At 56.3% G+C, this 21,481-nt stretch carries 17 protein-coding genes; 5 read left to right on the top strand and 12 right to left on the bottom strand.

The genetic code is table 11. The features are described 5' to 3' along the window. Positions 1-262: 262 nt before the first annotated feature. The 8 genes from AC1DOQ_RS20595 to AC1DOQ_RS20560 all read right to left on the bottom strand — a co-directional run bounded on the left by AC1DOQ_RS20595 (position 263) and on the right by AC1DOQ_RS20560 (position 11,776). On the bottom strand, positions 263-1,465 hold the full coding sequence (locus AC1DOQ_RS20595; RefSeq protein ID WP_477368552.1) for a TerD family protein: 1,203 nt from the start codon (positions 1,463-1,465) through the stop codon (positions 263-265). A 31-nt stretch (positions 1,466-1,496) separates the two neighbouring features. Continuing rightward, on the bottom strand, positions 1,497-4,148 hold the full coding sequence (locus tag AC1DOQ_RS20590; protein WP_477368549.1) for a virulence factor SrfC family protein: 2,652 nt from the start codon (positions 4,146-4,148) through the stop codon (positions 1,497-1,499). A gap of 14 nt (positions 4,149-4,162) precedes the next feature. Next, on the bottom strand, positions 4,163-7,237 hold the full coding sequence (locus AC1DOQ_RS20585) for a virulence factor SrfB (RefSeq protein WP_477368546.1): 3,075 nt from the start codon (positions 7,235-7,237) through the stop codon (positions 4,163-4,165). Then, on the bottom strand, positions 7,234-8,262 hold the full coding sequence (locus tag AC1DOQ_RS20580; protein ID WP_477368543.1) for a hypothetical protein: 1,029 nt from the start codon (positions 8,260-8,262) through the stop codon (positions 7,234-7,236). The genes AC1DOQ_RS20585 and AC1DOQ_RS20580 overlap by 4 nt, the downstream gene beginning before the upstream one ends. After that, positions 8,259-8,915: a S1C family serine protease gene (locus AC1DOQ_RS20575; RefSeq protein ID WP_477368540.1), complete on the bottom strand. Its 657-nt coding sequence runs from the start codon at positions 8,913-8,915 to the stop codon at positions 8,259-8,261. The genes AC1DOQ_RS20580 and AC1DOQ_RS20575 overlap by 4 nt, the downstream gene beginning before the upstream one ends. 358 nt (positions 8,916-9,273) lie before the next feature. Next, complete coding sequence (locus AC1DOQ_RS20570) at positions 9,274-10,170, bottom strand: hypothetical protein (RefSeq protein WP_477368537.1); 897 nt, start codon at positions 10,168-10,170, stop codon at positions 9,274-9,276. A gap of 41 nt (positions 10,171-10,211) precedes the next feature. After that, on the bottom strand, positions 10,212-10,655 hold the full coding sequence (locus tag AC1DOQ_RS20565; protein ID WP_477368534.1) for a hypothetical protein: 444 nt from the start codon (positions 10,653-10,655) through the stop codon (positions 10,212-10,214). Positions 10,656-10,711: 56 nt separating this feature from the next. After that, positions 10,712-11,776 (bottom strand): DUF475 domain-containing protein, encoded by a 1,065-nt coding sequence (locus tag AC1DOQ_RS20560; RefSeq protein WP_477368531.1) that lies wholly within the window; start codon positions 11,774-11,776, stop codon positions 10,712-10,714. Positions 11,777-12,207: 431 nt separating this feature from the next. On the opposite strand from AC1DOQ_RS20560, the gene AC1DOQ_RS20555 reads away from it, so the two are divergent. After that, positions 12,208-12,441 (top strand): hypothetical protein, encoded by a 234-nt coding sequence (locus tag AC1DOQ_RS20555; RefSeq protein ID WP_477368528.1) that lies wholly within the window; start codon positions 12,208-12,210, stop codon positions 12,439-12,441. Positions 12,442-13,436: 995 nt separating this feature from the next. Here the strand turns inward: AC1DOQ_RS20555 and AC1DOQ_RS20550 are convergent. Next, positions 13,437-13,964, bottom strand: coding sequence for a hypothetical protein (locus tag AC1DOQ_RS20550; RefSeq protein WP_477368525.1), 528 nt, complete (start codon positions 13,962-13,964; stop codon positions 13,437-13,439). 1,491 nt (positions 13,965-15,455) lie between these two features. On the opposite strand from AC1DOQ_RS20550, the gene AC1DOQ_RS20545 reads away from it, so the two are divergent. Both AC1DOQ_RS20545 and AC1DOQ_RS20540 read left to right on the top strand, forming a co-directional pair. Next, on the top strand, positions 15,456-15,785 hold the full coding sequence (locus tag AC1DOQ_RS20545; RefSeq protein WP_477368522.1) for a hypothetical protein: 330 nt from the start codon (positions 15,456-15,458) through the stop codon (positions 15,783-15,785). A 272-nt stretch (positions 15,786-16,057) separates the two neighbouring features. Continuing rightward, the gene (locus AC1DOQ_RS20540) at positions 16,058-16,318 is read left to right on the top strand and encodes a hypothetical protein (protein ID WP_477368519.1); all 261 of its coding nucleotides are present in this window, start codon (positions 16,058-16,060) and stop codon (positions 16,316-16,318) included. A gap of 94 nt (positions 16,319-16,412) precedes the next feature. On the opposite strand, the gene AC1DOQ_RS20535 is transcribed toward AC1DOQ_RS20540, so the two are convergent. Together AC1DOQ_RS20535 and AC1DOQ_RS20530 are read right to left on the bottom strand one after the other, a co-directional pair. Then, the gene (locus AC1DOQ_RS20535; RefSeq protein WP_477368516.1) at positions 16,413-17,129 is read right to left on the bottom strand and encodes a hypothetical protein; all 717 of its coding nucleotides are present in this window, start codon (positions 17,127-17,129) and stop codon (positions 16,413-16,415) included. A gap of 80 nt (positions 17,130-17,209) precedes the next feature. After that, positions 17,210-18,502, bottom strand: coding sequence for a phage integrase N-terminal domain-containing protein (locus tag AC1DOQ_RS20530; protein WP_477368513.1), 1,293 nt, complete (start codon positions 18,500-18,502; stop codon positions 17,210-17,212). Between the two features lie 928 nt (positions 18,503-19,430). Here AC1DOQ_RS20530 and AC1DOQ_RS20525 point away from each other — a divergent pair. Beyond that, positions 19,431-20,438: a ParM/StbA family protein gene (locus tag AC1DOQ_RS20525; RefSeq protein ID WP_477368510.1), complete on the top strand. Its 1,008-nt coding sequence runs from the start codon at positions 19,431-19,433 to the stop codon at positions 20,436-20,438. Between the two features lie 14 nt (positions 20,439-20,452). Continuing rightward, positions 20,453-20,896 carry a hypothetical protein gene (locus AC1DOQ_RS20520; protein ID WP_477368507.1) on the top strand — a complete coding sequence of 148 codons (444 nt, stop codon included), beginning with the start codon at positions 20,453-20,455 and terminating at the stop codon, positions 20,894-20,896. A 110-nt stretch (positions 20,897-21,006) separates the two neighbouring features. Here the strand turns inward: AC1DOQ_RS20520 and AC1DOQ_RS20515 are convergent, their stop codons facing one another. Continuing rightward, positions 21,007-21,288 carry a hypothetical protein gene (locus AC1DOQ_RS20515; protein ID WP_477368504.1) on the bottom strand — a complete coding sequence of 94 codons (282 nt, stop codon included), beginning with the start codon at positions 21,286-21,288 and terminating at the stop codon, positions 21,007-21,009. Between the last annotated feature and the right edge of the window lie 193 nt (positions 21,289-21,481).

Below are 21,481 nucleotides of genomic sequence, written 5' to 3'. Positions count from 1 at the left end.
GAGAACCTTGTCCACACGATTACAAATTTCCGCGCCCGACCTTAACTGGCGCCCTAGCTTTGAAAGCTAATGAAGTTTATTTAAACTAACCTACACCGTTTTTAAACAACACTTATTTATTAATAAGGGTCAAGCCAGGTTTATAAATCGGCCTCAATGTAATCTAGGCAGTTTTTAATCGTTGTTGTGGGACCAAATGGATTACCGGTGCCTGATGACTTTATCTTACTGTCTGCTGTACTCATGTTGCGCAGGACAGTGATCAAGCAACGACAATTCCGAAGCGCCTGCACAGCCCATAAATACCGTCCTCGAATGTTTCTGACGAGCGATGCAATTTCCAGTCCGTGCCATGCCGCTGCAACATCAGCATCACCCGCCCACGGCTACCGACAGCGCCATGCCCCGATTGCCAAGCGACCAGCACCTCGCCACGTGCAGTATCGATCAGCTCGGTCGTAGAATCGACCGCTGGTAGACAGTGCTGCCGTGCAGCGTGAACGTTCATGCTCACCGTGACGGCAATCTTCTCGATCTCCAGGGGCACTTGGTCAAGGTCAATCTCCAGAGTTTCGCTAGCGTGCCGCTCGCTGTCCTTGCTAATGCCACTGTTGCGCACCGACCCACAGGGCGAATGCCGCAAGATTGCGTTGGTAGCAGGATCGGTTGCCCAGTTTGAGATGAAGTCAGCATCGCCGCGCACTTGGCCCGCAGGCGTCAACAGAAACGCACAGGTGTCGACGCCGTAAGGCGCCGCTGCACCAATCACAGACCAGCGCGTCCGTATGGTCAGACGTGGGGGCATGAACGCTGCCAGTTTAGCTTTGGCACGCTCTGCGTAAGCACCGTCGGAATGGGCGATCATAAAGGCAGTCCAACTTGCCTTGGTATCGGCATCGCATGCGGCGCGCCAAGCCAACTCTTCAGAGTCGACCGAGCGCGATGCGGGCGCCAGCCGTGCTAGCGCAGAGCGAGCGTCCGCAGCATGTGAACTGGACGGATGGGCAGCGAGAAAGGCCGCATACGCCTCGCGCGAATCAAGTGCTTGCGCGGTCTGCCATGCCATATCGGCACGCGCCTCCGACATGTCGGGCTCACGTTCCACGACTGCAGGCGCGATAGCGGCCGCTGGCTTGTTCACGGGAGCACGCGCACCGCTGGACATGGACCAGCGCACACCCTGTTGGACTGACCCACCGCCGAGCGGATCGAGCTTAATGAGGTAGTTACTATTCTCATCGAAATGTCTGGCCAGCGCTGACGGCATCGGCAAGGTGAGCTGATCTGGGCCAGTGATATGGCCCTGCAGTTCGATCCAGTTCTCAGCAACATCCCAGTCGTGCAAGTGCAGATAAGGACGGGGGTACCCCCAGCGCTTAAAGCATGCCCGTACTACGCCATTGACCAGGTTCGGCCCCGTAACGACGAGACCGACGCTTCGTTCTTCAACCCCGGTCTCTGCCAACCTAATCCTATACATCGCCATCTACTCCCCGCTATGCGTGCGCACGCAGCGCAATCAGGATGTCACCTAAGCGCGCATTGGCCTCGACATTGCCCGAGATGCCGGCCAGATAGTCAGCGTTGGTGCGGACTGTTGCCTGAAGGCCTTGCAGCCAATCCATCAGATAGGTCTTTTCGTAGTCAGCCGACGTTTCCGTTAGCGCTGCCATCGGCGTGGCCGTCTCACGGCTCGCGAAAATGACTTGCCGGGTCCCTTGCAGCGTATCGATGCCAACGCCGCTCGGATTGCATGGATAGTGCCCAGCAAGGTCAACAAAATGGTTCCAGCGATTGGTCACGGGGGCAGTCTGGCGCCAGCGCCAGGTCCCGGTCTCGGCTCGGAAACTGCGATTCTTACGCACGTCTTCAGCAAGTTCGTCCACAAGCCCCGTCTTGCGCGCAGAGACTTCCAACTCGCGCGCAATGTCGAGTAAGTGCTGTGCCGTGACGCCGTAGTAGTTCAACACTTGCGGTGCCCGGGTCAGATCGGCAACCCCCGCCTGCCACGTAGCAATGACAGTCTCAACAAAAATATGCCCAAAATGGCGCTCTGCTGCCACGGGACGCGGCGCTGCCTCGACCGGCGCGAGCCCAAGCAGTGCCGCTGTTTCGGCATCGAGCTCGTCAGGTTCGGGTGCCGCTTGCGCCTTGTCGGAAGCGCGGTCTGGTATTGCAGCTTGCTCGGACTGATAGAACGCAGCACGCGCTGCCTCGTCGTCTAATTTAAGAGAGCCGATGAGTTCGCCCAGACGCTCACGCTTGAGCAATGGGGCCAGCGCAAGCAACAGGGTTTTGGCCAGCGTAGCCTTTTCGCTACGCAGTTCGCTGACGTCAGCGCTGATGTAATGGCGGCCCAACGCATTGGCGACTCTGCGCGCCAGCAGCGCCAACTGCTGCCGTACCTGGTTTGCTTTGACTTGCGGATGGCAGATGGGGACCAGCGCCTTCACGATGCGCATAATGCCGCCATCGTTGAGCAACATGGCCTCGTCCCAAGCGGCGGCTGGCTCGGCAAAATGTTCGTGCACAAGCGGATTGTCGAGGAACGCACCCCGCAAGGTCGCGATGAACTCTTGCTTATCAGGGCGCACCGAGGTTTCTTGTGCGTTCCCTGCGCCGCCATAGGCGAACAAGGCGTCTTGACGGAAGTTAGGGTTGCGCAGCCAGAAGGTATTCTTGAACGGCCCCCTGTTATCCCACCTCTTGACCCAGTCCGTACGGTGTGCGTGCGCAGCGAAGGGTTTAAGGAGCGAGGCTTCGAGTCGAGTGGCCCAGCGCGTGCCATCCACGCCCTTTCCGGCGCTTTGCTCAAAGGCCGTATCGAATTTCGTCAGCACGAACAACAAGGTGGAAGGCACTTGGCTGCGGTCTGCGGCGGTGGCCCCGTGGGTCAATTCGATCCAGTTCTCGATGAGCTGACCTAAACCAACCACCTCCTGATTCGACGGCCCGACGCAAAGCAACATCGCGGAGAGTTCGCGCTCTTCGGCATACCGTTCGAATAGGTACGCTACTTTACCCCGAAGGAAATTCTCGGCGCGAATGTCGCGCTCACCTAAGCGCTGACGCGGCTGCGGCTGGCGCGAGCGTGCGCCAGGGAAGTCGAGTAGATCCGTGTGGGCGAAAAATGGGTGCGGACAATGCGCCAAGTTGATGCGCAGTTCCGACACCAGCGCCGCGAGCTCGGCGCGCTCCAACTGGACCGCGGTGCCGTTAGGTGCGACCACGTTCACCAAATCGCCGGCTGCCTCCCCGAGCATGCTCAGGGTCGCGACATCGATAATGCTTTGGGTCGAGCGCTGCCAGTTGTCGCCGCGAACATCGAACAACACCGCTGGTTCGCACAACGCAGAGCGCGCACCACCGAGTTGCATCAAGCGGCCTTGCAATCGTCGGTAAATATCCGTATAGCTGGGCAGTTGTTCCCACAAGGTCGAGAACAAAGCGACGCGCGCTTCTGGCCCAAGGGCAGGCGCAAGCTCGATCGCTTGCTGCCAGAATCCAAAGCGTCGCAGCGCCTTCATGCGTGTGTTGCTGCCCAGATGGCCGTTCACGTACGCTTCCAGGTCGTACACCGCTTCAATCGCGATGCCAGCCCCAGCCCGAACATGACCGCGCGCAGCAGCGATGGCCTGGTCGATCTCGGCCTGATGCTGCTCAGGCTCGCTGTCGTCGGGATGTTGGACATCGGCGGCGAATGAGTTGGCGAGAATCTTGACGACATCGATCTCGGTCAACAACCCAACCTGCACCGGAAAGTCTGGCGTTCCTAACGCGCCTGGCTGGTAAGTAAAGCGCGTGACCAAGCCAGTCGATTCCTTACCGCCTTCTGGATTGATTTTGGCGAGGAAGTCTTCTTGGCGGTCGCCAAATAAGGACAAGACGCTGCCGTCTCGATCGCGTGCAAGTGCCGAGATCAAGTAGGATTTGCCGGCCTGGCTTGGGCCAAACACCCCGACCGCCATTTTGGCACCGGCGGCATATTGCAGCCGTTCGGCGTTCACTACAGCCAGGCGTAGTTCGCGCGTCAGCAGCGCGTCAGCGCGGACGGCGTCATCGCCCGACTCGCTGCACCATGCAAGCGCTTGCTGGCAGGCTCGTGCCACCGAGGCGGCGGCATCCTTGAGATTGTCGTTGTGCTCCAAGTGTGCTCCCGCTGTCAGTGGCGCTCGAACAGACCGGTATCGATCCAGTGGCCGTGTTCGTCTTTAAGTGTCTTCAGTTGTAGCGTCAAGTCGCGCGCCGGGACCATATGGCCGTCGGCGGCGCTGATCTCTTCGATCTTGAACACGCCTTCATCAAACGTCGCGTTATCTTCTTCGGCTACGGTGCCGGCCCGATTGCGCCGGTAGCTGAGTGTGACCCGATAAGGTACGCCATGACGGATCGCCGTCTCTTTCGCACTTTGGCTAGCGAAGCTTAAGTAATAAAACGGTGTCGCCGTCCAACGCTCGAGAGGCAGCTGTCGGAAACCGATAAAGATCGGGCCAACAAAGTCGAAGGTATGTTCCTGCTCCTGATCGGCCTGTGCGTCTAAGTCGATGCCCGAAAAAAAGCGATCGGCGGCCAAAATCTGCCCGCTTTTCTGCATGAGCCCGACGTGGCGTACGGTCGAGACTGGCTTGAGCCTCGATGTCCTGCAGTGGAAGTTCAGGAGATCGCCTTCGGACAGTGCACACAGCATTGCTCCGACCACGCCGGTCGTCTTCGGGTCGGCGATGACGCCACCCCGGCTCCAGAACGGATACCAACGCTCGACCTGATAAGTGTTCATCGGCACGATGCGCGAAGCCGGCAATGGCGGGCGCCTCTGGACCACCGCCTTCACGGCGGGCAGACACGACGGCCGTCCCGACAGCAGTAGTACGTCACACGACCAAGCCGCAACGGCCTCGCACAGATCGCGCAGCACGGGCGTTACGACGTTTTCGATGGTGCGCGCCACCTCGGCCAAGTTGACTGGATTCTCCCAGTCGCGCAGCGAAAAGCCGGGTAGGCCATGCTGCATGATCGGTTCGTCCAGATAGCGCAAGACTTCCGCGCGCGGCTGACTACTCCCGGCAAACACGTCGGCAAAACGAAGCGTAAATGGCGTCGTTGCTGCCTCGGCCAATGGCGTTTGTTCGGCCTGGCGCAAAATCGCAAGACCCATCGGAACCGCATACTGCTGGGCAAATTGGCTACGGAGGTTACGGTCCTGTTCAGACAGGCCAGCGTAGTCACGGCACAGGCGCGACGTTAACACGGTCGCGGCATCGGCTAGCCCACGCTCCGCCAGCGCCGCCTCTAGGGGTGCGAGCACATGGCGCTCAATCACTGCTTTTAAAATATTGTCGCCGGCCAGATTAAAACCTTCGCGAAATTCCTGAACCGGTTCCAGAAGCGCTGCCGCACCGGCCGACTTATCGACGTAAGTTGTCACGATCAAGTCAGTGGTACCCCCGCCAATATCGATGCTAGCCACGCGGAAGCACGGCCGCTCACCGTGCGCGGCACGGCGTCGCCCGAACACGCTGAAATAAGCGCTGGCATCACCTGCGTATTTTTCGGCAACTTCGTTATAGACGTAGACCATTTGCGTGGTGCTGGCCTCGTCCCATTGGCAGCGCACTGCAGGTGGCGCTTGGTACGCAAAGCGCACGTCGTGCGCGCCGTCTTCGTCAATCCAACCGAGCGCCCGCCACAAGGTTCCCACCGCCCAGTTGGCTGAGCGCTCAAAAATCTGCCGTTCGGCGATCGTCATGGCCGATGGTACGGTCAAGATCACGGTACGCAGACGACGTGCTAGGTCGCTGTTCTGCTTGGTTGCGCGCTGCGCAGGCGAATTGATCTGCACAAGTGCGTGCGCCAGGATTTCACAGAGCAGAAAGCACATCAGCGAACTGCGCGAAAACATGGGTTCGGTAACCGGATACGGCTCCTGATCGCGTAGCAAAGGGTCTCGCTGCGCACGCGGATCCTCTAGCACATGCAGCGGGGTGCCCTGGTTATTCACGAAGCCAGCCAACAGACCGCTGTTCACCGGGGGTTCCTCCCCGTTCGGCTCGTCGGGGTCAGGACAGTAACGCCACTCCTGCAGACGCGCGCCGCGGTCCCAAAGATAGCGCTTGGGACTCGACATAGTCGTCTGGCCCTCGTCGCGCCGCGAACCCAGCGCAACGCGCGCAGCCTCAGGCCCAACCCGCACCATCGAGGGCCATTCGAAAGCGGCGCGGCGGCGTCCGCTGCCACGCGCGTGCCCATGTGGATCGCCAAAGCGCATCTTCACGAACGCCAGGTTCGAGCCGAACGGCTCCGTATGGCGCTGCAGCGGATCAGACAGGTCCCGCAACTCCAGCACCGCGCTGTTCGCCAGTGCCAATCCTTGTTCCGGACGGCGCTCGAGCAACATGCCAGCGGTACGCGAATTTCCGATATCGAGCACAAGGTCGACGTCAATCGGTTCGTTGCGGTCTGGGTCAATCAGGCGCACCGATGGAATCGAGCCAGCGTTGTGCAACAGGTCGACGAAGGTGATGTAGCGCGCGAGATGTTCCAGCTGATAATCGAACTCTTCAGTGCGTATCGGTCTGCCGGGGCGACGCCGCCGTAGCAGCGCGTAGTGCAAGTCGCGCAGCCATTCATGGACCCAGTCCTGTGCCAGGAACCACGCACTCTGGCTGACATCAGCGACCAAGGCAAACTCGGCGCCGTCGCGCACGTCGCGCTCGCGCGGCGCTGGATACGTCTGCTCATCGCTGCCCTCGTGAGCAGCTTCCAGGTTGGTATCGAAGGCAATCGTCAGCTGGTGGGTGTAACGCCCCTCGGGATCGTCCCATGTGCAAAGACGAGCGCGTACCCAATTGCTCGGACCGTTGCGGAAGCGCGGCGTCTCGGCCCCTGCCATCACTTCGCGTCGGAAGAATGGCAGGGGTACCCATTGGTTCAGGAAGGGTTCAACGGCCTTCTCTGCACTGGTTGCGTAGGCTGGTTGGATTGGTTTGCCGCCTTGCCCAGGCCGTGGATCGGTTGCCGGCACACCTCTCGCTAGGTCGATGTAGCGACCATCTTCCTCTTTCAAGCACATCAAATGCCAGCGCCGCTCATCGCCAGACGCCCCGTCGTGGTACTCCCAAAACTGGATCTGGCTCTTCGGGATGGCCTTCAGGTTCAGTCCAATGTCCAGAAATTGAAGCGTGCCACCTGGGATCAGCGCGACGCTGCCACGATACTCCGGTAAATGATGTTTTTTCATTGTTTGTTTTCCGTCGACGCGCAACGCGCCGCAATCTGGCCAGCCTGATCTCGCAGTGCCGCAATCTCGGTGCGCAATTGCTGCTCTTCGTTGTCGCCAGACAGGGCAAGGCTATCCGGCACAGCGCTGCAGGCCCGCACCAAAAAACCAATCAGCAGTAGCGCAAGTATGAGTAGCAGCAGGTACCTCAGCAGGCCCCATAGACCGCCATCCCAATGGCCGTGCCAGCGTACGTCCTGACTGGCCGACACCTTGTACGCTCCATCTGTCGCAGTCGGCTTCCTCACTGGGGGAACCACGGGTGAAACCGGTGGCGTCACACGTACGGTCGGCTTGCGCGGCGGCGCCGCTTTGAACACCTTGCTCGGCTCGGGCTGGGCTTGTTCAATCGGTTCGTCTTGACGCACCTGGAGTGGCTCGCTGACGCTCACATGTTGAGGCTCAGGCGCCGGTTCGGGCGCGACGGCCGGGAAGGCAGGCTCGGTTGCCACTAAGGGCGGTGGCGCTTCATTCGTAGGCTCTGCTGGTTCGCTTGGTGTACGGGCCGATCCAATTGTCCACAGATCGACGGATCGTTCTTCGCCCGTCACGAGACTGCAGCCCCACTCCGCCAGAACGGGCTGGCCGCCTACCGAAAACAGGCAACGCGCCGGATCGGTCACGGTGAGCATTGCGCGGAAGGTGTCGGCACGCGTACCTGCAGTCTGCGCACCGCTCGCGATATAGCGTTCCGCCACACTCTTGATTTGTGCACGAAGCTGATCCAGCTGGTGCCACAACGCTTGCTGGGCGTCGGGCGCCAATTGCGCGACTGGCACGATCGGTCCGTCTGTCCCCGTGTACCACGCGATCTCGCCCCGTACAGGATTCAGCTGTGGCTCGGCGAATACGTCACCGACCAAGCGATTGCCTGTATGTTGGACAAGCAAGCGCCGCATCTGCCCATACAGGTCGAGCACGGACTGCCCATACACGCCTCGGATATCAACTGCGGCGCGCGCTGTTACAAGGGGAAGTTTTCTCATCGCAGTGCTCCAGCAGAGCAATGTTCGCTGGCTTCAGTAAAGCGTGCGCCGTGGGCGCGCAAGAATGTGCTCAGGTCTGCCGCGCTCAGCGCGTAGAGGACGCGTCCAGTAAAGTCGCTGGACTTGCTTACAAAGGTGTTGACGCCAACGACACGCGCGCAGCGATCGACAAGCGGGCCACCAGAATTGCCGGGCGAGATATCGGCCGTATGAATCACCAGTTTGACGCCGTTGTCTTGGGGCTGGGTGACGCTGACTTCGCCAGGCGACAGCACTGTCTCCGGCGCTTCTCCGCCCTGCCCCTGTAACAAATTTGCCAAGCGTGGATCCGTACGCATCACGAGACCCGGATAACCCGCCGCGACAACCGGCGCGAGCCGACTGGCATCATCAGCAATGGCCAGCGGCATAGCAGCCACGGGCGCTGCAAGACGCAGTAAGGCGAAGTCAGGAGAACCTACCTTGCTCGTCGGCGTGGTTGCCACCACACGCGCCGGCAGCACCTTACCCAACGTGCGGCTCGTTACCCAGACACCGTCCGAGCCAGCGCTCTCAACCACGTGACTATTCGTAACGATCAGGTCGGGCGTCACGAAAAAGCCGCTTCCATGGGCGTGCTTACTAATGATGAGCACAACTGCGGCGTCAAGCATGGCGGTCAGCTGTTCTGGCGAACGAGGCTGTCCATCCGTAGGCGTAACGGGCAGCGTACCGCTCTGCGGAGGAATTGCGCGGTAGGCGTTATATTCTGTGCCGTGTGCACGCAAGTCGGCCGAGGTGCAGCCGGCCGCAACAAGCGCACTGAGGCGATCGCGCTCGCTACGCAGCGATGCTAGAAGCAAGCCACGCTGCGTCGCCGCGGTGCCCGACGGACTGGCGCTTGCGCTGGTACGCGTGAGCAGAAGCACGGCCGCTAGCGCAATGGCGAGCGCAACGACCGTGTACCACCAGACGCGCGAGCTCATTGCCGGGACACCCTTAAGAAACAACTACCGCTTCTGCCCATGCACTTCACTTGGCAGGTGAAAGCGAGCTGGTGCGCTCATTGTTGGCAACCAAGCCAAGCGCGAGCTCTTTTTCGCGAATCACTTCAGATTCGGCGTTGAATAGCTTAGCCCGGTCAATCCATTTACGGGCGGCGACCTTGTCTTTCTGGGCAGCTGCATGATCAGTCAGCGTCATGTATTGGCTGACGATGTTGGACACCAGCTCCTTGACTTCGCCGCCACGATAAGTACCAGCCGGGTCCACACGGTGGATCGTATCGAGGCAGGCTTTGGCGGATTTTTCCGGCGGGTCAGTGAACTGCGCAGCCTCGGCATACGATCGTGCACGCCGGAGTTGGTCGTCGATCTCAGCGCGATCATCGGCGCTCAGCTTCACATCCGTGGTGGCGCTCACTGTACGTAAGGCAGTGTCACCAGGTTTAGCTACAGACTCGCCTTTTGGCAACATGAGGAAGGCCCCAATTGCCAGCACCGCTGCCACGCTTGCTACCGCCAGCGGAATCTTGAGCTTATTACCGTCGGTGCTGCGGCGAATGCCATTCGCTTTACAGAAACTGGACACATAGTCCTCTGCCACGCGCGGGTCCAGTCCCGCCTTCTTACCCGGCGCTGCAATCACCACTTGATCAAGGCAATCTTTTTCTTCTTTCTTGTCGAGTACTTTGTCGTTATCAGTGGATTGGTGGAGCCATTTATCGAGTGTAGCAACCAGTTGGCGTTCCGAGACGGCACCGTACTGATCTAGCACTTTGCGCAAAGTCAATTCGATTTCAGCCACCGCGAAGCCGCGCGCTGCCGCCTCTTCTTTGATGCCCTTCTCTTCATCGCGATCCAAGTAAAAGTCGTCTGCAACCGAAGCGGCGATGCGATTTTCGAGCCAAGCCTGTTCATTGTCGTTCATGTGATTCCTTATTAGCGGTGGTAGTGAGTGCAAAGACAGGGTCAAGGCACGGCCCAGGAAAACAGCCCCACTTTTTGTTTTACGTTGTGGGCGCGGCAATAAGCCAAAATCGCTGCCTGTGCAACCTCATACCGAAGTCCATGACGAAAGCCTGGACGCGACTTGCAAACCAGTTGCACAGCATCGTCTTTTTCTTTCGCATCGAGTTTCCGGTCGCTCGCCGTGAAGCGGTGGAGTGCACTATCAAGCTCGGCAAGTAGTCGCAACTCATTGGCCGCCCCCATGCGCTCGAGCTCAAGGTCCACAGCGTGTTCGACAGTCGCCACGTCCTGCCCGGTCGAGGCAACGCCGTGCGCCACAAAGGCACGGTACTCATCCACTGAGCAATAGTCGTCAAAGACGCGCGCCGCGATATAGGCGCTGAGTGCAGCCAACGTCTCTTGCGGTTTGGCAGGATCGTTCGGACGGGATAGGTTAACGGCCATGAGCTACACACTGCATAAGATAATTTTGACGATCGACGTTGCGCGGTACCGCCGGGTCAGCTTAGCTGGGCTGCTGCCGCTTCCTGTCGTTTATGGACGATAGATGCCCACAGTGCTGTGCCGACAAAAGCAATGCCGATGAGTCCGGTGAACAGGTCCGGAATGTGATAACGCGCGCTGACCAGCATGATTACGGCTAGCACACCGATAGCATAATGAGCGCCATGTTCGAGATAGACGAACTCTTCGAGCGTACCTTGACGGACCAAGTACACGGTCAGTGAGCGCACGAACATTGCACCAATCGCCAGGCCGAGCATGATCAGGACAATGTCATTGGTGATAGCGAATGCCCCGATCACGCCGTCGAACGAAAACGACGCGTCGAGTACTTCAATGTAAAGGAAGGCGCCGATGCTGCCTTGTTTGACGAGCGCAACAGCACTCCCGGCGCTGGACTCACCCTCTTCAGCATCATCGTTTTCAAGCATCCCACCCAGGACGTCGACCGCAACATAGACAATGACACCCCATACGCCAGCGGCCATCACCGATGCACTTTGGTCAGGCTCAACCATCGCGCTGGCGGCCATCACAGCCGCCAAAGCCAACAAGATCGGTACAGCACCAATGCTGCCAAGCGCGCTCAGCGGCCGCTCAATGTGGCCCAGCCAATGCACATCTTTTTCGTCATCGATAGCGAAATTCAAGAACACCAGTAACAAGAATGCGCCGCCAAAGGCCGCAATTTGAGCGTGGTGACTGGCCAGCTGCGCTGAATACTGATCGGGCTGGTGCAGAGCCATCGCCCAAACTTCTGCAATGTTTAAGTGCCCAGCAGTAGCGACGATCGCCAAAGGGAAAAGAAGGCGCATGCCGAATACGGCTATCAGGACACCAAGACTAAGGAACAACCGCTGCCAGAAGGCGTTCCAAGTGCGCAGTATGGAGGCGTTGACAACCGCATTGTCAAATGACAGCGACACTTCCATTATGCCCAGTACAGCAGCAACATAAATGGCGGCTGCGGCGCCCTCTAGCCCGGTATGTGCAAAACCCCACGCTGCCGCACAAGCTAGGCAAACAGCGGTAACAAGGAAGGATGTGGCGAAGTGTCTCACGATGCGAAAGATTAGTAGAAATGGGATGAGCCCGACGGCAACCGTGAGCAATTCTCACAAAAAACCACTTATTCGCAGGCGCGAAGACTGATTAATTGTAGGTAAATTTTATTCTATTTCCTTGCAGGAACGGAAATTATTGTTGCAAATTTCATGACGGTGCAAAAATGCAACACCTACGCTTGACTAAGGCTAACGCTGCTTCTCACCGGGGTGCGACTAGGCGAAATCGTGGCCATTGCGAGTCGAAGTGGGTAGCAATCATATTGATCGCAGCTAATATAGGCTGGCCGCCGGCGACTCTGCGCCGCTTGGTAGTGAATAATGCATTCTGATGGATGCTAAATTTTGCAGGCCCGGTATGCTCGACCGCACATGGCGGAGTGAAAGCTGGCTGTACTTGTGGCAAAATGGACCCACTGGAGGAAAACATGACTCTGCCTGCTCGACTCAAACGCATCGGACGCCTTGCTATCGCACCGATCAAGGGCTTTTTCTGCTTAAAGACGCGGACTACTACGCCACGCTTTGATCCAAAGCGCACGACCTTGTGGACTCATTTGAAAGAGGTGGCTCGCCAAGACACCATTCTTTATTTTGAACCCTTCACTAACGCAATCCGGTATTATCGTGAAGAGCGCGCTAAAGGCCTAGAAATTAAATAGATCTGTTAAGTTCCAGCGTCTTGTGGGGATAATTCGCCTGAGCACCTAGGCAACTTTTTTTCTACTTATTGAATTCGGATTCCGACGGCTAACTTCGCAAAGTACCGATTGGCGACGTTTTGACGCAGGCGTAGTATGCGCATCAGCCGGGATACGGTCCTTCCCCACAAAGAGTGGTTATCGCTAGGGGAAACGTTATAACGTTATTACGACCTCCGCACGAGGGGAGGAAGTGCCACCTCATCCCGGTCGCCCGCCGAGGTAAAACAATTTTTCGAAAGTGAACGCACCCGCGGCCATGTGGCATTGCGTCCAGGTTGGGCCTGCAGCTCTCGGCACTTCCGACTCCTCCATGCGGACGCCACACAGCCGGCGGAACCGGCTGTATGCGCCTAACTGAAAACCGGCTACGATTGGAGAACCCGTCGTATTTCCTCTACGGGCCAAGCCAAGCGCCCGTTGACGCGAACCGGGCGAAGCGGGCCCGTTTCGTAGGACGCCCAAACTCGCAGCGTCTGAGGTTTTCGCCCAAGGTGAAAAGCCGCGCACGCCGTGTCCACATGTGTTCGCCGCTCGACGGAAAGCGCGACGAAGCCTGAATGAAACTTCGAATGCGTTTCATATTCGTTCTCGCCGGCACGTTGCTGTTGATAATTCATTTATCACCTCACAGAAGGTCGGCGGTCGCCGAAATTGAGGGTTCCGCACGACCGTATTCATATACATAGTCGAAGAAATATCAGCGCGTGGGTTTTAAACGCAGGAATTAAGTTGGCGCCCTCATGCACAGGTCAATTAATACACCTACACTTTTGGCAACCCGTCACTGATCACTGCTGATGGCTTTGAAGCTCTCACGAGCATCTAGCACAGCACTTCCGGACACAACCAAGTCACGCTCGCATACCCTGTTAATCCTGGCCCACGCGGAACCCACGGCCACAGCTTCTTACGTTCGCTGTGCAGCCACAATTTCACATCGGGTAAAGCCATGATTAGCAATCCTTCTCAAGGAGAAGCTCGAACCGTTTCGAGATTGTTCGCTTTTCTCGTAACTGCTGCAGCATTTGACGTACGCGACGCGGGGTGACTTCCAAAAGCTGTGCAATTTCCGTCGTCGACATTCCGCTTAAAAGACGTACGAGCGATAGAATTTTGGCTTCATCAGTATTGTCCGATACGAACGACAGTTCGTCACCGTCGTCGTCCGCCGAGTTGGGCATATTCTCGATCAGTGTGCGTGTTTCCTCCCCAAAAATGTCGTCGCCATCGAATGACACTGCGAAGCTGTGCGCTCCTAGTTGTCGCCTCCTTCGCTTCTCCCAATGCCCAAAAATGAAATGGCGTAGAGTTCCCTTATTTGGGTCGAACTCCGCACCTCTTTCTAGAATGATGACGCTCAAGTCGTGGCTCAGATCCTCTCGAGGTTCACCATATTTTGCCGATTTGGCATTGATCTGGTCTGCGTGATCCTTAGGGAAAGTGACGGCAAGCTCGGCTATTTCGCTTGGGGTAAGGGACATGTTTTCCTTCTCGACTAAAGTAGTACAGGCTTAACTAAAAGGTGACAAAAGCTCTGTGCGACTAGAAGGGAATGGCCATCCCCTTCAACCCGGTCGTACTCGGGTAAACCTTTTCACATGCACAAGCGAAATTAGCCGTGGAGCAGTACACGGCATGATCCGAGCGGGGCAGGAGATTTGTGGGAAGAGATGTGCCGAACAATCAGACCAAACGAATGTCCACTCGGCGAAACAGAAGGATGTGCGAGGAAACAGACTCGGACACCCTAAACAAAATTTGGAGGTACTGAGAGGGGCTTTGAGAAGGCGCCAAATTATGGATAGCGCGACTCGTAGTAAGTCGGAACTATTCTGGACGCGTAAAGAATTTTAGGTTGCAGCTGAGAAGCCACAACGAGATGTTTGAAACAATGCCGCATAGCGACAAGCCACAATACCACCAAAGTTTTCCATATGTCAATAGATAATTTTCTATAATAACTTTCACTGACTGCTTACCTACTTCTGCCGTCGCCATTGATTTCAGCTTCCGTGGTACGGCTTACCTCACCACCACATGCAGCGTCCACTTAGGCGTGTCTGATCGTTTAGTAGTCTGAGTGACAGTTTAATAACTCCACGGCAACACGTTCTGTCGCAATTTCATGCCATTTCGAACGCGAGATCGGATTTAGATTGCGCATATATCTGAAAGTGCGCAAGAACATCTCGGCCGTATCGAGTTTTCAAACCGTCTCTGAGCGCGTTAATTTGGATTTCCCCTTCTTGGGTACCTGCCGCTGGCGATCACCCATGTGACTTGCCCATTGCTTTTTCCGCTCCAGATCAACCCAAACTGATCGTCAACGAGCGGCAAAGAAAGCTCGACATTTTTCCCAGGTCGGTTTCAGTCGAATGCGATAGCTTTCACTCACGAGAACGGCCACTGCAGCTCTATGACAGATAGACCGATGGGTGAAGATGTAAAGGATATGTCTCATTAGCGCAGCGCTTAGCTTGCAATGCCTGAGGCGTAGAGGTCCCAGTAATTTCGCACGTGGGTGGTGTGGCGTTAATACGGATAGTTATCGCACTTTGTAAACGCACCCCTGTAGCGTCTTTTCAAGAATGCCTAATAGGGCCGGCGCTGACCAAGTGATTTTCAAGTTTCGACAGCCAAACTCAGCAAACGGTCACGCGGACTTTCCGGGTCGTTACTAAGCATATGCTAGGTACCGCTCGAACTATCAGCCTCCCCCGGCACGCCGCAGCTACCGCACTGTGCCGGAGATCCATGCATCGAATCACAAAATCCGACGGCTTACTCTCGATATTCCCTAATGATGATTATCGCCATGCCTTCATTGATTGACAGGAATTCCTCTTGATGGCTAACGCGAGCGGAAACTCCTTATGCCAGAACTTGACTTGCTCCAGCACGAATGGGACTTATGATTGATCTGTGGCGGTTACATACACCGCTCAATGCAGCAGGCCAAAGGAGATGTCCCAATGAATACTAAAGAGATCACGAACCAAACTATTTTTAAGATTGACTGGGCAAAGGCAGATCGGCGTTCCGTAAAAGCGCACCTCGCCGGCAATGGTGACGGCCGAGTGCTATGGTGGAATATCAACTGCTTGGCTCACCAATTAGTTCGCCCGAAAGCTTCACTGGAGAAGATTATGTTTTCCTTCCATTCGCGGCATCATGCAATCACCCTGTTAACCTTAAAGTTTTGCGCCGACGTCCAAGAAGTAGCAAAGATCATTCAATCCAAAGGGATCGTGGCAGGAATTCGCCGTGCAGTTTCCTTAAGCGGTGAGAACACGCTGGTTTGAATGCAGTACTTTTTTCAATACGGCAGGCACAAAGGTGCTGAACAAGCCAGCGTACGGCACTCGTACTGCAAGACACCGTTTCACTTCAACGACGTTAATGTAAAACACCAGATGAAAGAATTTTTCGAACATATCAAAAAAATTGCCATCGCCGACAGCCGTCTCTATTTTGAGCCGTACATGATGATAGGCCGGTTTATTCGGCGCCTCTTCAGGGCCATTTTTTCAATCCTCAAGCGGTCAAGGACAAATTACAAAAAAGGAGACGGCCAATGAAAAACCTCACCTTTTATTTGTTGCTATATTTCCATCCCTTAGCAAAGACCGTCTTATCGATCGTGTGCGGAGTCTTTTCCCTCTTCTCGGCCATCACACTGATAGCGATCTTCTTCAACGATTTTTCTATGGAGCATCTCTTGACTGCTGCAATATTTTTTTCAGTGTCGCTCAGCGCATTGACCCTTCAAGAGAAGTACACGACGCTTCTCCTAAAGCTTCAACCTGACGACACCGAATATACGTTCTATAGCTGACCGAATTGATAAAGGCCGATAACCGCATGATTATCGGCCTGAACTGGGTTTCTGCGCAGCTATGTCAAGCTTCGAAACGGCTGACTTCACTCGCTCATTTAGGCACCCGGGCTTCACGAAGTATGGTGCCTATACTCGCCATTTTAATACTGACGCCGTTATCATACAAAAACTGCGCGCACTGCTCATAGGTATAACCCGAATCACGGAGATGCATGATCTGCGGAATGTACGGCTCCAAAAGGTCTCGTAACCTAGGGCGTCGCACAGGGGGTTTAACGCTCTTCATAAATTCTTCGGCAGTAACTCGGCAGGTAGTTTTGTTTTTTTCACTAGCCTCGTCGTTTTCGGCTTGGTTGACGAGCTGAAGTCTTCTCACCATATAAATCTGTACCTCGAAAAGCACCTCTACTTGCTGTGCCAAGTATCGCACCGACGAGGCAATCGTCTCTAACCCATCACAGTGCGGTAAACCGTCCTCCTGTTCTGCCCGGATACCTGCTATCACATCGGCTACCCCTTCAATGATTCCCTTCTGAACTGAGTTACCAATAGCCTGAAGGTCGGTGCAAGTGCTCCCGCAAATATCATCGATCATCGCCCTGCCGGCCTCTGGGGTACTGACCCGGAAAGGGAACTTATCGTCCACCGATAAGTTAAACGCTGCGTGCTTAACGTTCGCATCATCATCTCCGGCGAGGAGCTCGCGACTGAAGACCTTGCATGCGGTAGTAAAACGGTTGACCAGGTGACGCTGTAGCGGATTCAGATCTTTTCCGACTACATTCAGGCGAACTAAGATGTCATCCAACTCTTTGAAGAGAGCAACGCAATTTTCTGCCGATGAATTGCCGGGTACATTTTTCCATGGGAGGTACCTGTTTAGCATTGTTAGACACCCTCCCAGTCTTTCACAGCTTCAACCAACATATTTTGCTCCTTTAGAGATAATAAGAAATCTTTCAACATGGCCTCGGCGGTAATCCGCAGGGCAACAGATACCGCGGCGCTCTCCGGTGCTATCCAATTCGCGCCATGACGCTGCGCATGCTTAGCCCACAGCACATGCACCTGCTCGACATTCAGTCCTAGGCCTGTGTTTTGAAGTAGGTCCTGTATCGCGCGGCAGTCGTTCACGCGCTCAGCAGGCACCTCTGGTAGTCCTACGACATCGAAAATACGAAGCGATTTCCGGAGCGCTTCTTGCCCCTGCTCGTCTAGCGGGTCTTTGGTACTGGCCCTGGAAGATCCGATGTAAGCGCTCATCACAGACTGTCGGTTATGCCCCAACGCTTGGGCGACCTTCATCTTCACGACGCCCAAATCGGAGCGAGCCAGCTGCCCGCCGCTCTCACCCACCGTCCGTGGCACCATTCCAAGCAATAGCGCATGGTTTTCTGCAAACTGGGCTCGCAACCCGTGACCGGTTACGCCAGCATCGGCCTTGGTGAAACCCAGCGACGCCATCAAGTTTTCATAACGGCGGATATTTTGTTGCAGACTGGCTACCTTGCCTGAGCGGGAGTATTCCCATCCAAGCGGCTGGTCCTTTGGTACACGGGATTTGACATAGTCCAGGAGCTCGCGTTGAGCACTCGAGGCGATAGGGATGTTGCGCCAACGGCCGCCCTTCCCCATTCCTGGGAAAACCTGTAGGTAGTGGCCGAAATCCTGGACGTGTGGATTGCATTTCAGGACCTCTTCGCGCCGCAACCCGAAACCTAGTTCGAGACGCAACATCAGTCCAAGTCGCGGGTCGCGCTCGTCAACCTCACGAAAGGTCGTCACCAGATCAATGCCATGGCCGGACCACGACTTTGTGGTTTGCGCAGCCGAACTCACCTTCAACAAGTCCGGATCCACGTCGGGCAGATACTTCTGAACAGAGCCAACCATACCCGGCTTGCCGAGCATTGCGCAGAAGACGCGTAACCGCGATAGGTCGTTCTGGATGGTTTTGATCTTCTTGTGCTGGCAATACCACCAGTGCTTGACGAGTACTTCGATGTGTCGCTCGCCAAGGTTCTTCGGATCTTGGACCTTATAGCCGAGTTCGTGCAGCAGCCGGATCGCTGCATATACCACGTCTTTCGTCAGCGTCTGGGTCCGCTCGGACGCGACTTTCCCATTCACTCGGCGCGTACCGTGCAACTTCATCTCGGCATTCACTTTTTGCTGCCACATATGTCCTCACAAAAACTATCGATACCTCTTATCGCCAAAGGCGGAAGCACGGCAGGTCGAGCTGGCGGGGGTTAAGGCACCCGTCTTAAATAAACCGGTTTCGCGTCCGCGGGCCTTACTGCCAACCACGGATGCGCCGAACCCTCACGGTAATCGGTCTCTCTTCCAAAGAAGAGAACAGAACTTAAAGCAGTGTCTCGCTGCGCATTCCCGGACTAGGTCCAGGCGTTGAGGATGCGCGCCTCCAGTTGCGGAAGGACCAGTGAAAGCTGGCGTGATATTTCATAGGTGCCGTGCCATGAGCACATGCGGCCTAAGGGGTAACTAACCCGATCACGATGGTTTCAGTTGGACGATGGAAGACACGACTCTCTAAAGCGAAGAGCGGACGTGGAGATGGCTGGAGGATGGCCGGAAAGGCAAACGGATCAGGTAGGGACTTCGATCTGTGACCGAGTTTTCCCTGCCATTGCGCTAAAAAGCCGATGACGACACGTTTTCGGAATCACTCTGTACCTGTCTGTGGAGACGCGCGGACAGGACTCAGCCAAGTAAGAGCTGATTTTTTAATGAGATGGGTGCTTGCTATCGGATGGAAGCAAGCCGGTGCCAAAGCCTGGCGTTGCGAAAAGCTGTTCTCTCGCAGTGGATAGAACAACTTGTAAAGAGGGGTACAAAAATGCCGGAAGCCGACCAGCGCAACTGTAATAGGGACATGGGTAATGTGTCAAGAGATATTACTTCCAAGCATGTGACTCGGATTTCCGCATGTGGTGATAAGTAGTGACGGCGCAATTTTGAACCTCGATCTTCGACACGGACGAATTTCAGGTTTCGATTGCTGCTCGGTGTCGCAAAGCCAAACCCGGCTTGCGCACGCCGACTTGCACGTTACCTTTGAATCTTTCCTCACATCTGGAGCCCTTACATGGAAAACCTCTCGATCGCAATTGACGGCGGCCATTCAATGTTCAAAGTACGCGCGGCCTCGCTGGCCTCGCCCGACAAGCGCTTCTCTTTCCAGATCCCGACCGTCGTAATGCCCGCAATCGCGCTGACGAACGAGCAAACCCGACAAAAAGCCGAGCTCGAGACTGTCGAGTTGGACGGCCGTCGATACTTCTTCGGCGAGACCGCCCTGCGGCAGGGCCGCTCCGAAGTCTATACGGGGCAAAACGCGGACTGGATCGAGAGCCCCCAGCACGATGCGCTGGTACTGGGGGCATGGCGCAAGGCCATGCAGGCGTTCGGCAATCCGCCCGCCCGGGTTCATCTGGTGATGGGCTTGCCGGCTAAATTCGTTGGGCCGCAGCGCGACACACTTCGCAAGCGCATCGCGGACTTGCTCATGCCGCGGCTCCTGCCGGGCCAGACGCTCAAAGTGATGGTCCAGAGCCAGGCGGACGCACCGCTGCAGTGGCTCTCGATCCAAAGTAACGGTAGTCCGCATCCCCAACGAGACCTCGACAACGAAGCCTGGGGCGTAATCGAGATCGGCCATTACACCACTGACTTTGCCCTATCCGATCAGGGCGCAATGATGGAGTACGCGGCCGTATCTTGCGCGGGAATGCACCTGGTCTATGACGGCATGTCCAGCGCGCTGGCGCAGGCCAAGCTGCCGACGTCCCTCGACGTGGTGGAGACGGCGGTGCGCAGTGGCGGCATCAAGCACTTCGGGGAGCGGGTCGATGTGTCGCATCTGCTGCGGCAAGCAAAAGCTGGCTTTGAAGCGGTAGTGATGGATGAGGCCAACCGGGTGTTTGGCCAGAAGGCTGCAGTACTGGACGGGATCATCGTTGGCGGTGGCGGCGCCGAGCTGCTCCTCGACGGGCTGAAACAACGATACCCCAATGCTGTTTCCAGCGACGAGCCGCGGATGATGGTGGCAGAAGGCTTCTGCCGCCTCGGCTTGCTGTCCTTGCTTCAGTCCTGATGCTGGGACTTCCCATGACGGGACAAACGGAAAAGCCGCCGAAAATCGGCACCGAGATCACGGTTCGGATCAGCCTGACTTTTCAGGAGGCGCCCGACGTTCATACGCTGCTGGCGATGACACCGGTGCGCGAACGTGGAAAACTCGTGCGTTTGGCCCTTGAACGATACATCGCTGAAACAGGCCATCCGGCCGGTGATGTCGAACAGCAGATTGACGCGATCTCGACCTGGCTGAGGTCGCGGACGGCGCACACAGAAACGATCGTGAGCGTTGCCAACCAGCTCGAAGTAGATCGAACCGTCAATGGTGGAGGCCCCCGCCATCATCACGACGTCCCCGCGCCCCTGCTTACGCGTAGTGATCCAGCTCCTGCAGAGACGATTGGTCGGAGTGATTCTGCTCCCGAGGAGGTAGGCAGTTCGTCGTCATCCATTAATCGGTGGCTCCAAGCCTAAGTAGACGGCCTGGTGCTCGACAAGTTCCGACGCTCGTTAACCACCAGGCCACTCAGACTTGCCTTTATGGTGCTGACCAAACCTACCCAGATTCAGTGCTAATCAAATTTTCATAGTCGGAACAGCTTTTTGATCTCGCTCTCGGCTTTGAGCGGCATTTCATCTTTCTCGTACCGTCTGACATTGGCCACAATGTTTTTTGCGCGCGTGATTTCATTATTCACCCGCTGCGAGTACGACGAGCTGGTATTCAGTTTTTCAATGATCGTAAGGAAATAGTCTTTTTGATTCGTCAGAAACCAGAAGCTCAAGCCACAGACCCATTTTTCCATCTCAAAGGACTGAAACGGGAATCCTGCGGTTGCATTCCAATACTTGAAGGTAAGCGTCATCCCTGCACCGTGTAGACACCTGCCAGCGCGCCACTCAACATAGTCCCCACTATTTTTTAGCGGGGACTATCTTGGCGGGTGAAGCAGAACAAAAGAAGCGTCGGCGCAGCACGAACTATCCGCTGGAGTTCAAGCGACAGCTGGCGCAGCAAGCGTGCGACGAGTCGGTGTCGGTAGCCCAGCTGGCGATGCA

Source organism: Massilia sp. 01N417 (genome assembly GCF_056399645.1).
This window is presented reverse-complemented; position numbering and strand designations above follow the sequence as displayed.

Coding starts and splice junctions, on each gene's coding strand:
- AC1DOQ_RS20585 (WP_477368546.1), bottom strand. CDS start 7,237: ATGAAAAAACATCATTTACCGGAGTATCGTGGCAGCGTCGCGCTGATC.
- AC1DOQ_RS20580 (WP_477368543.1), bottom strand. CDS start 8,262: ATGAGAAAACTTCCCCTTGTAACAGCGCGCGCCGCAGTTGATATCCGA.
- AC1DOQ_RS20575 (WP_477368540.1), bottom strand. CDS start 8,915: ATGCTTGACGCCGCAGTTGTGCTCATCATTAGTAAGCACGCCCATGGA.
- AC1DOQ_RS20570 (WP_477368537.1), bottom strand. CDS start 10,170: ATGAACGACAATGAACAGGCTTGGCTCGAAAATCGCATCGCCGCTTCG.
- AC1DOQ_RS20565 (WP_477368534.1), bottom strand. CDS start 10,655: ATGGCCGTTAACCTATCCCGTCCGAACGATCCTGCCAAACCGCAAGAG.
- AC1DOQ_RS20555 (WP_477368528.1), top strand. CDS start 12,208: ATGACTCTGCCTGCTCGACTCAAACGCATCGGACGCCTTGCTATCGCA.
- AC1DOQ_RS20550 (WP_477368525.1), bottom strand. CDS start 13,964: ATGTCCCTTACCCCAAGCGAAATAGCCGAGCTTGCCGTCACTTTCCCT.
- AC1DOQ_RS20545 (WP_477368522.1), top strand. CDS start 15,456: ATGAATACTAAAGAGATCACGAACCAAACTATTTTTAAGATTGACTGG.
- AC1DOQ_RS20540 (WP_477368519.1), top strand. CDS start 16,058: ATGAAAAACCTCACCTTTTATTTGTTGCTATATTTCCATCCCTTAGCA.
- AC1DOQ_RS20530 (WP_477368513.1), bottom strand. CDS start 18,502: ATGTGGCAGCAAAAAGTGAATGCCGAGATGAAGTTGCACGGTACGCGC.
- AC1DOQ_RS20525 (WP_477368510.1), top strand. CDS start 19,431: ATGGAAAACCTCTCGATCGCAATTGACGGCGGCCATTCAATGTTCAAA.
- AC1DOQ_RS20520 (WP_477368507.1), top strand. CDS start 20,453: ATGACGGGACAAACGGAAAAGCCGCCGAAAATCGGCACCGAGATCACG.
- AC1DOQ_RS20515 (WP_477368504.1), bottom strand. CDS start 21,288: ATGACGCTTACCTTCAAGTATTGGAATGCAACCGCAGGATTCCCGTTT.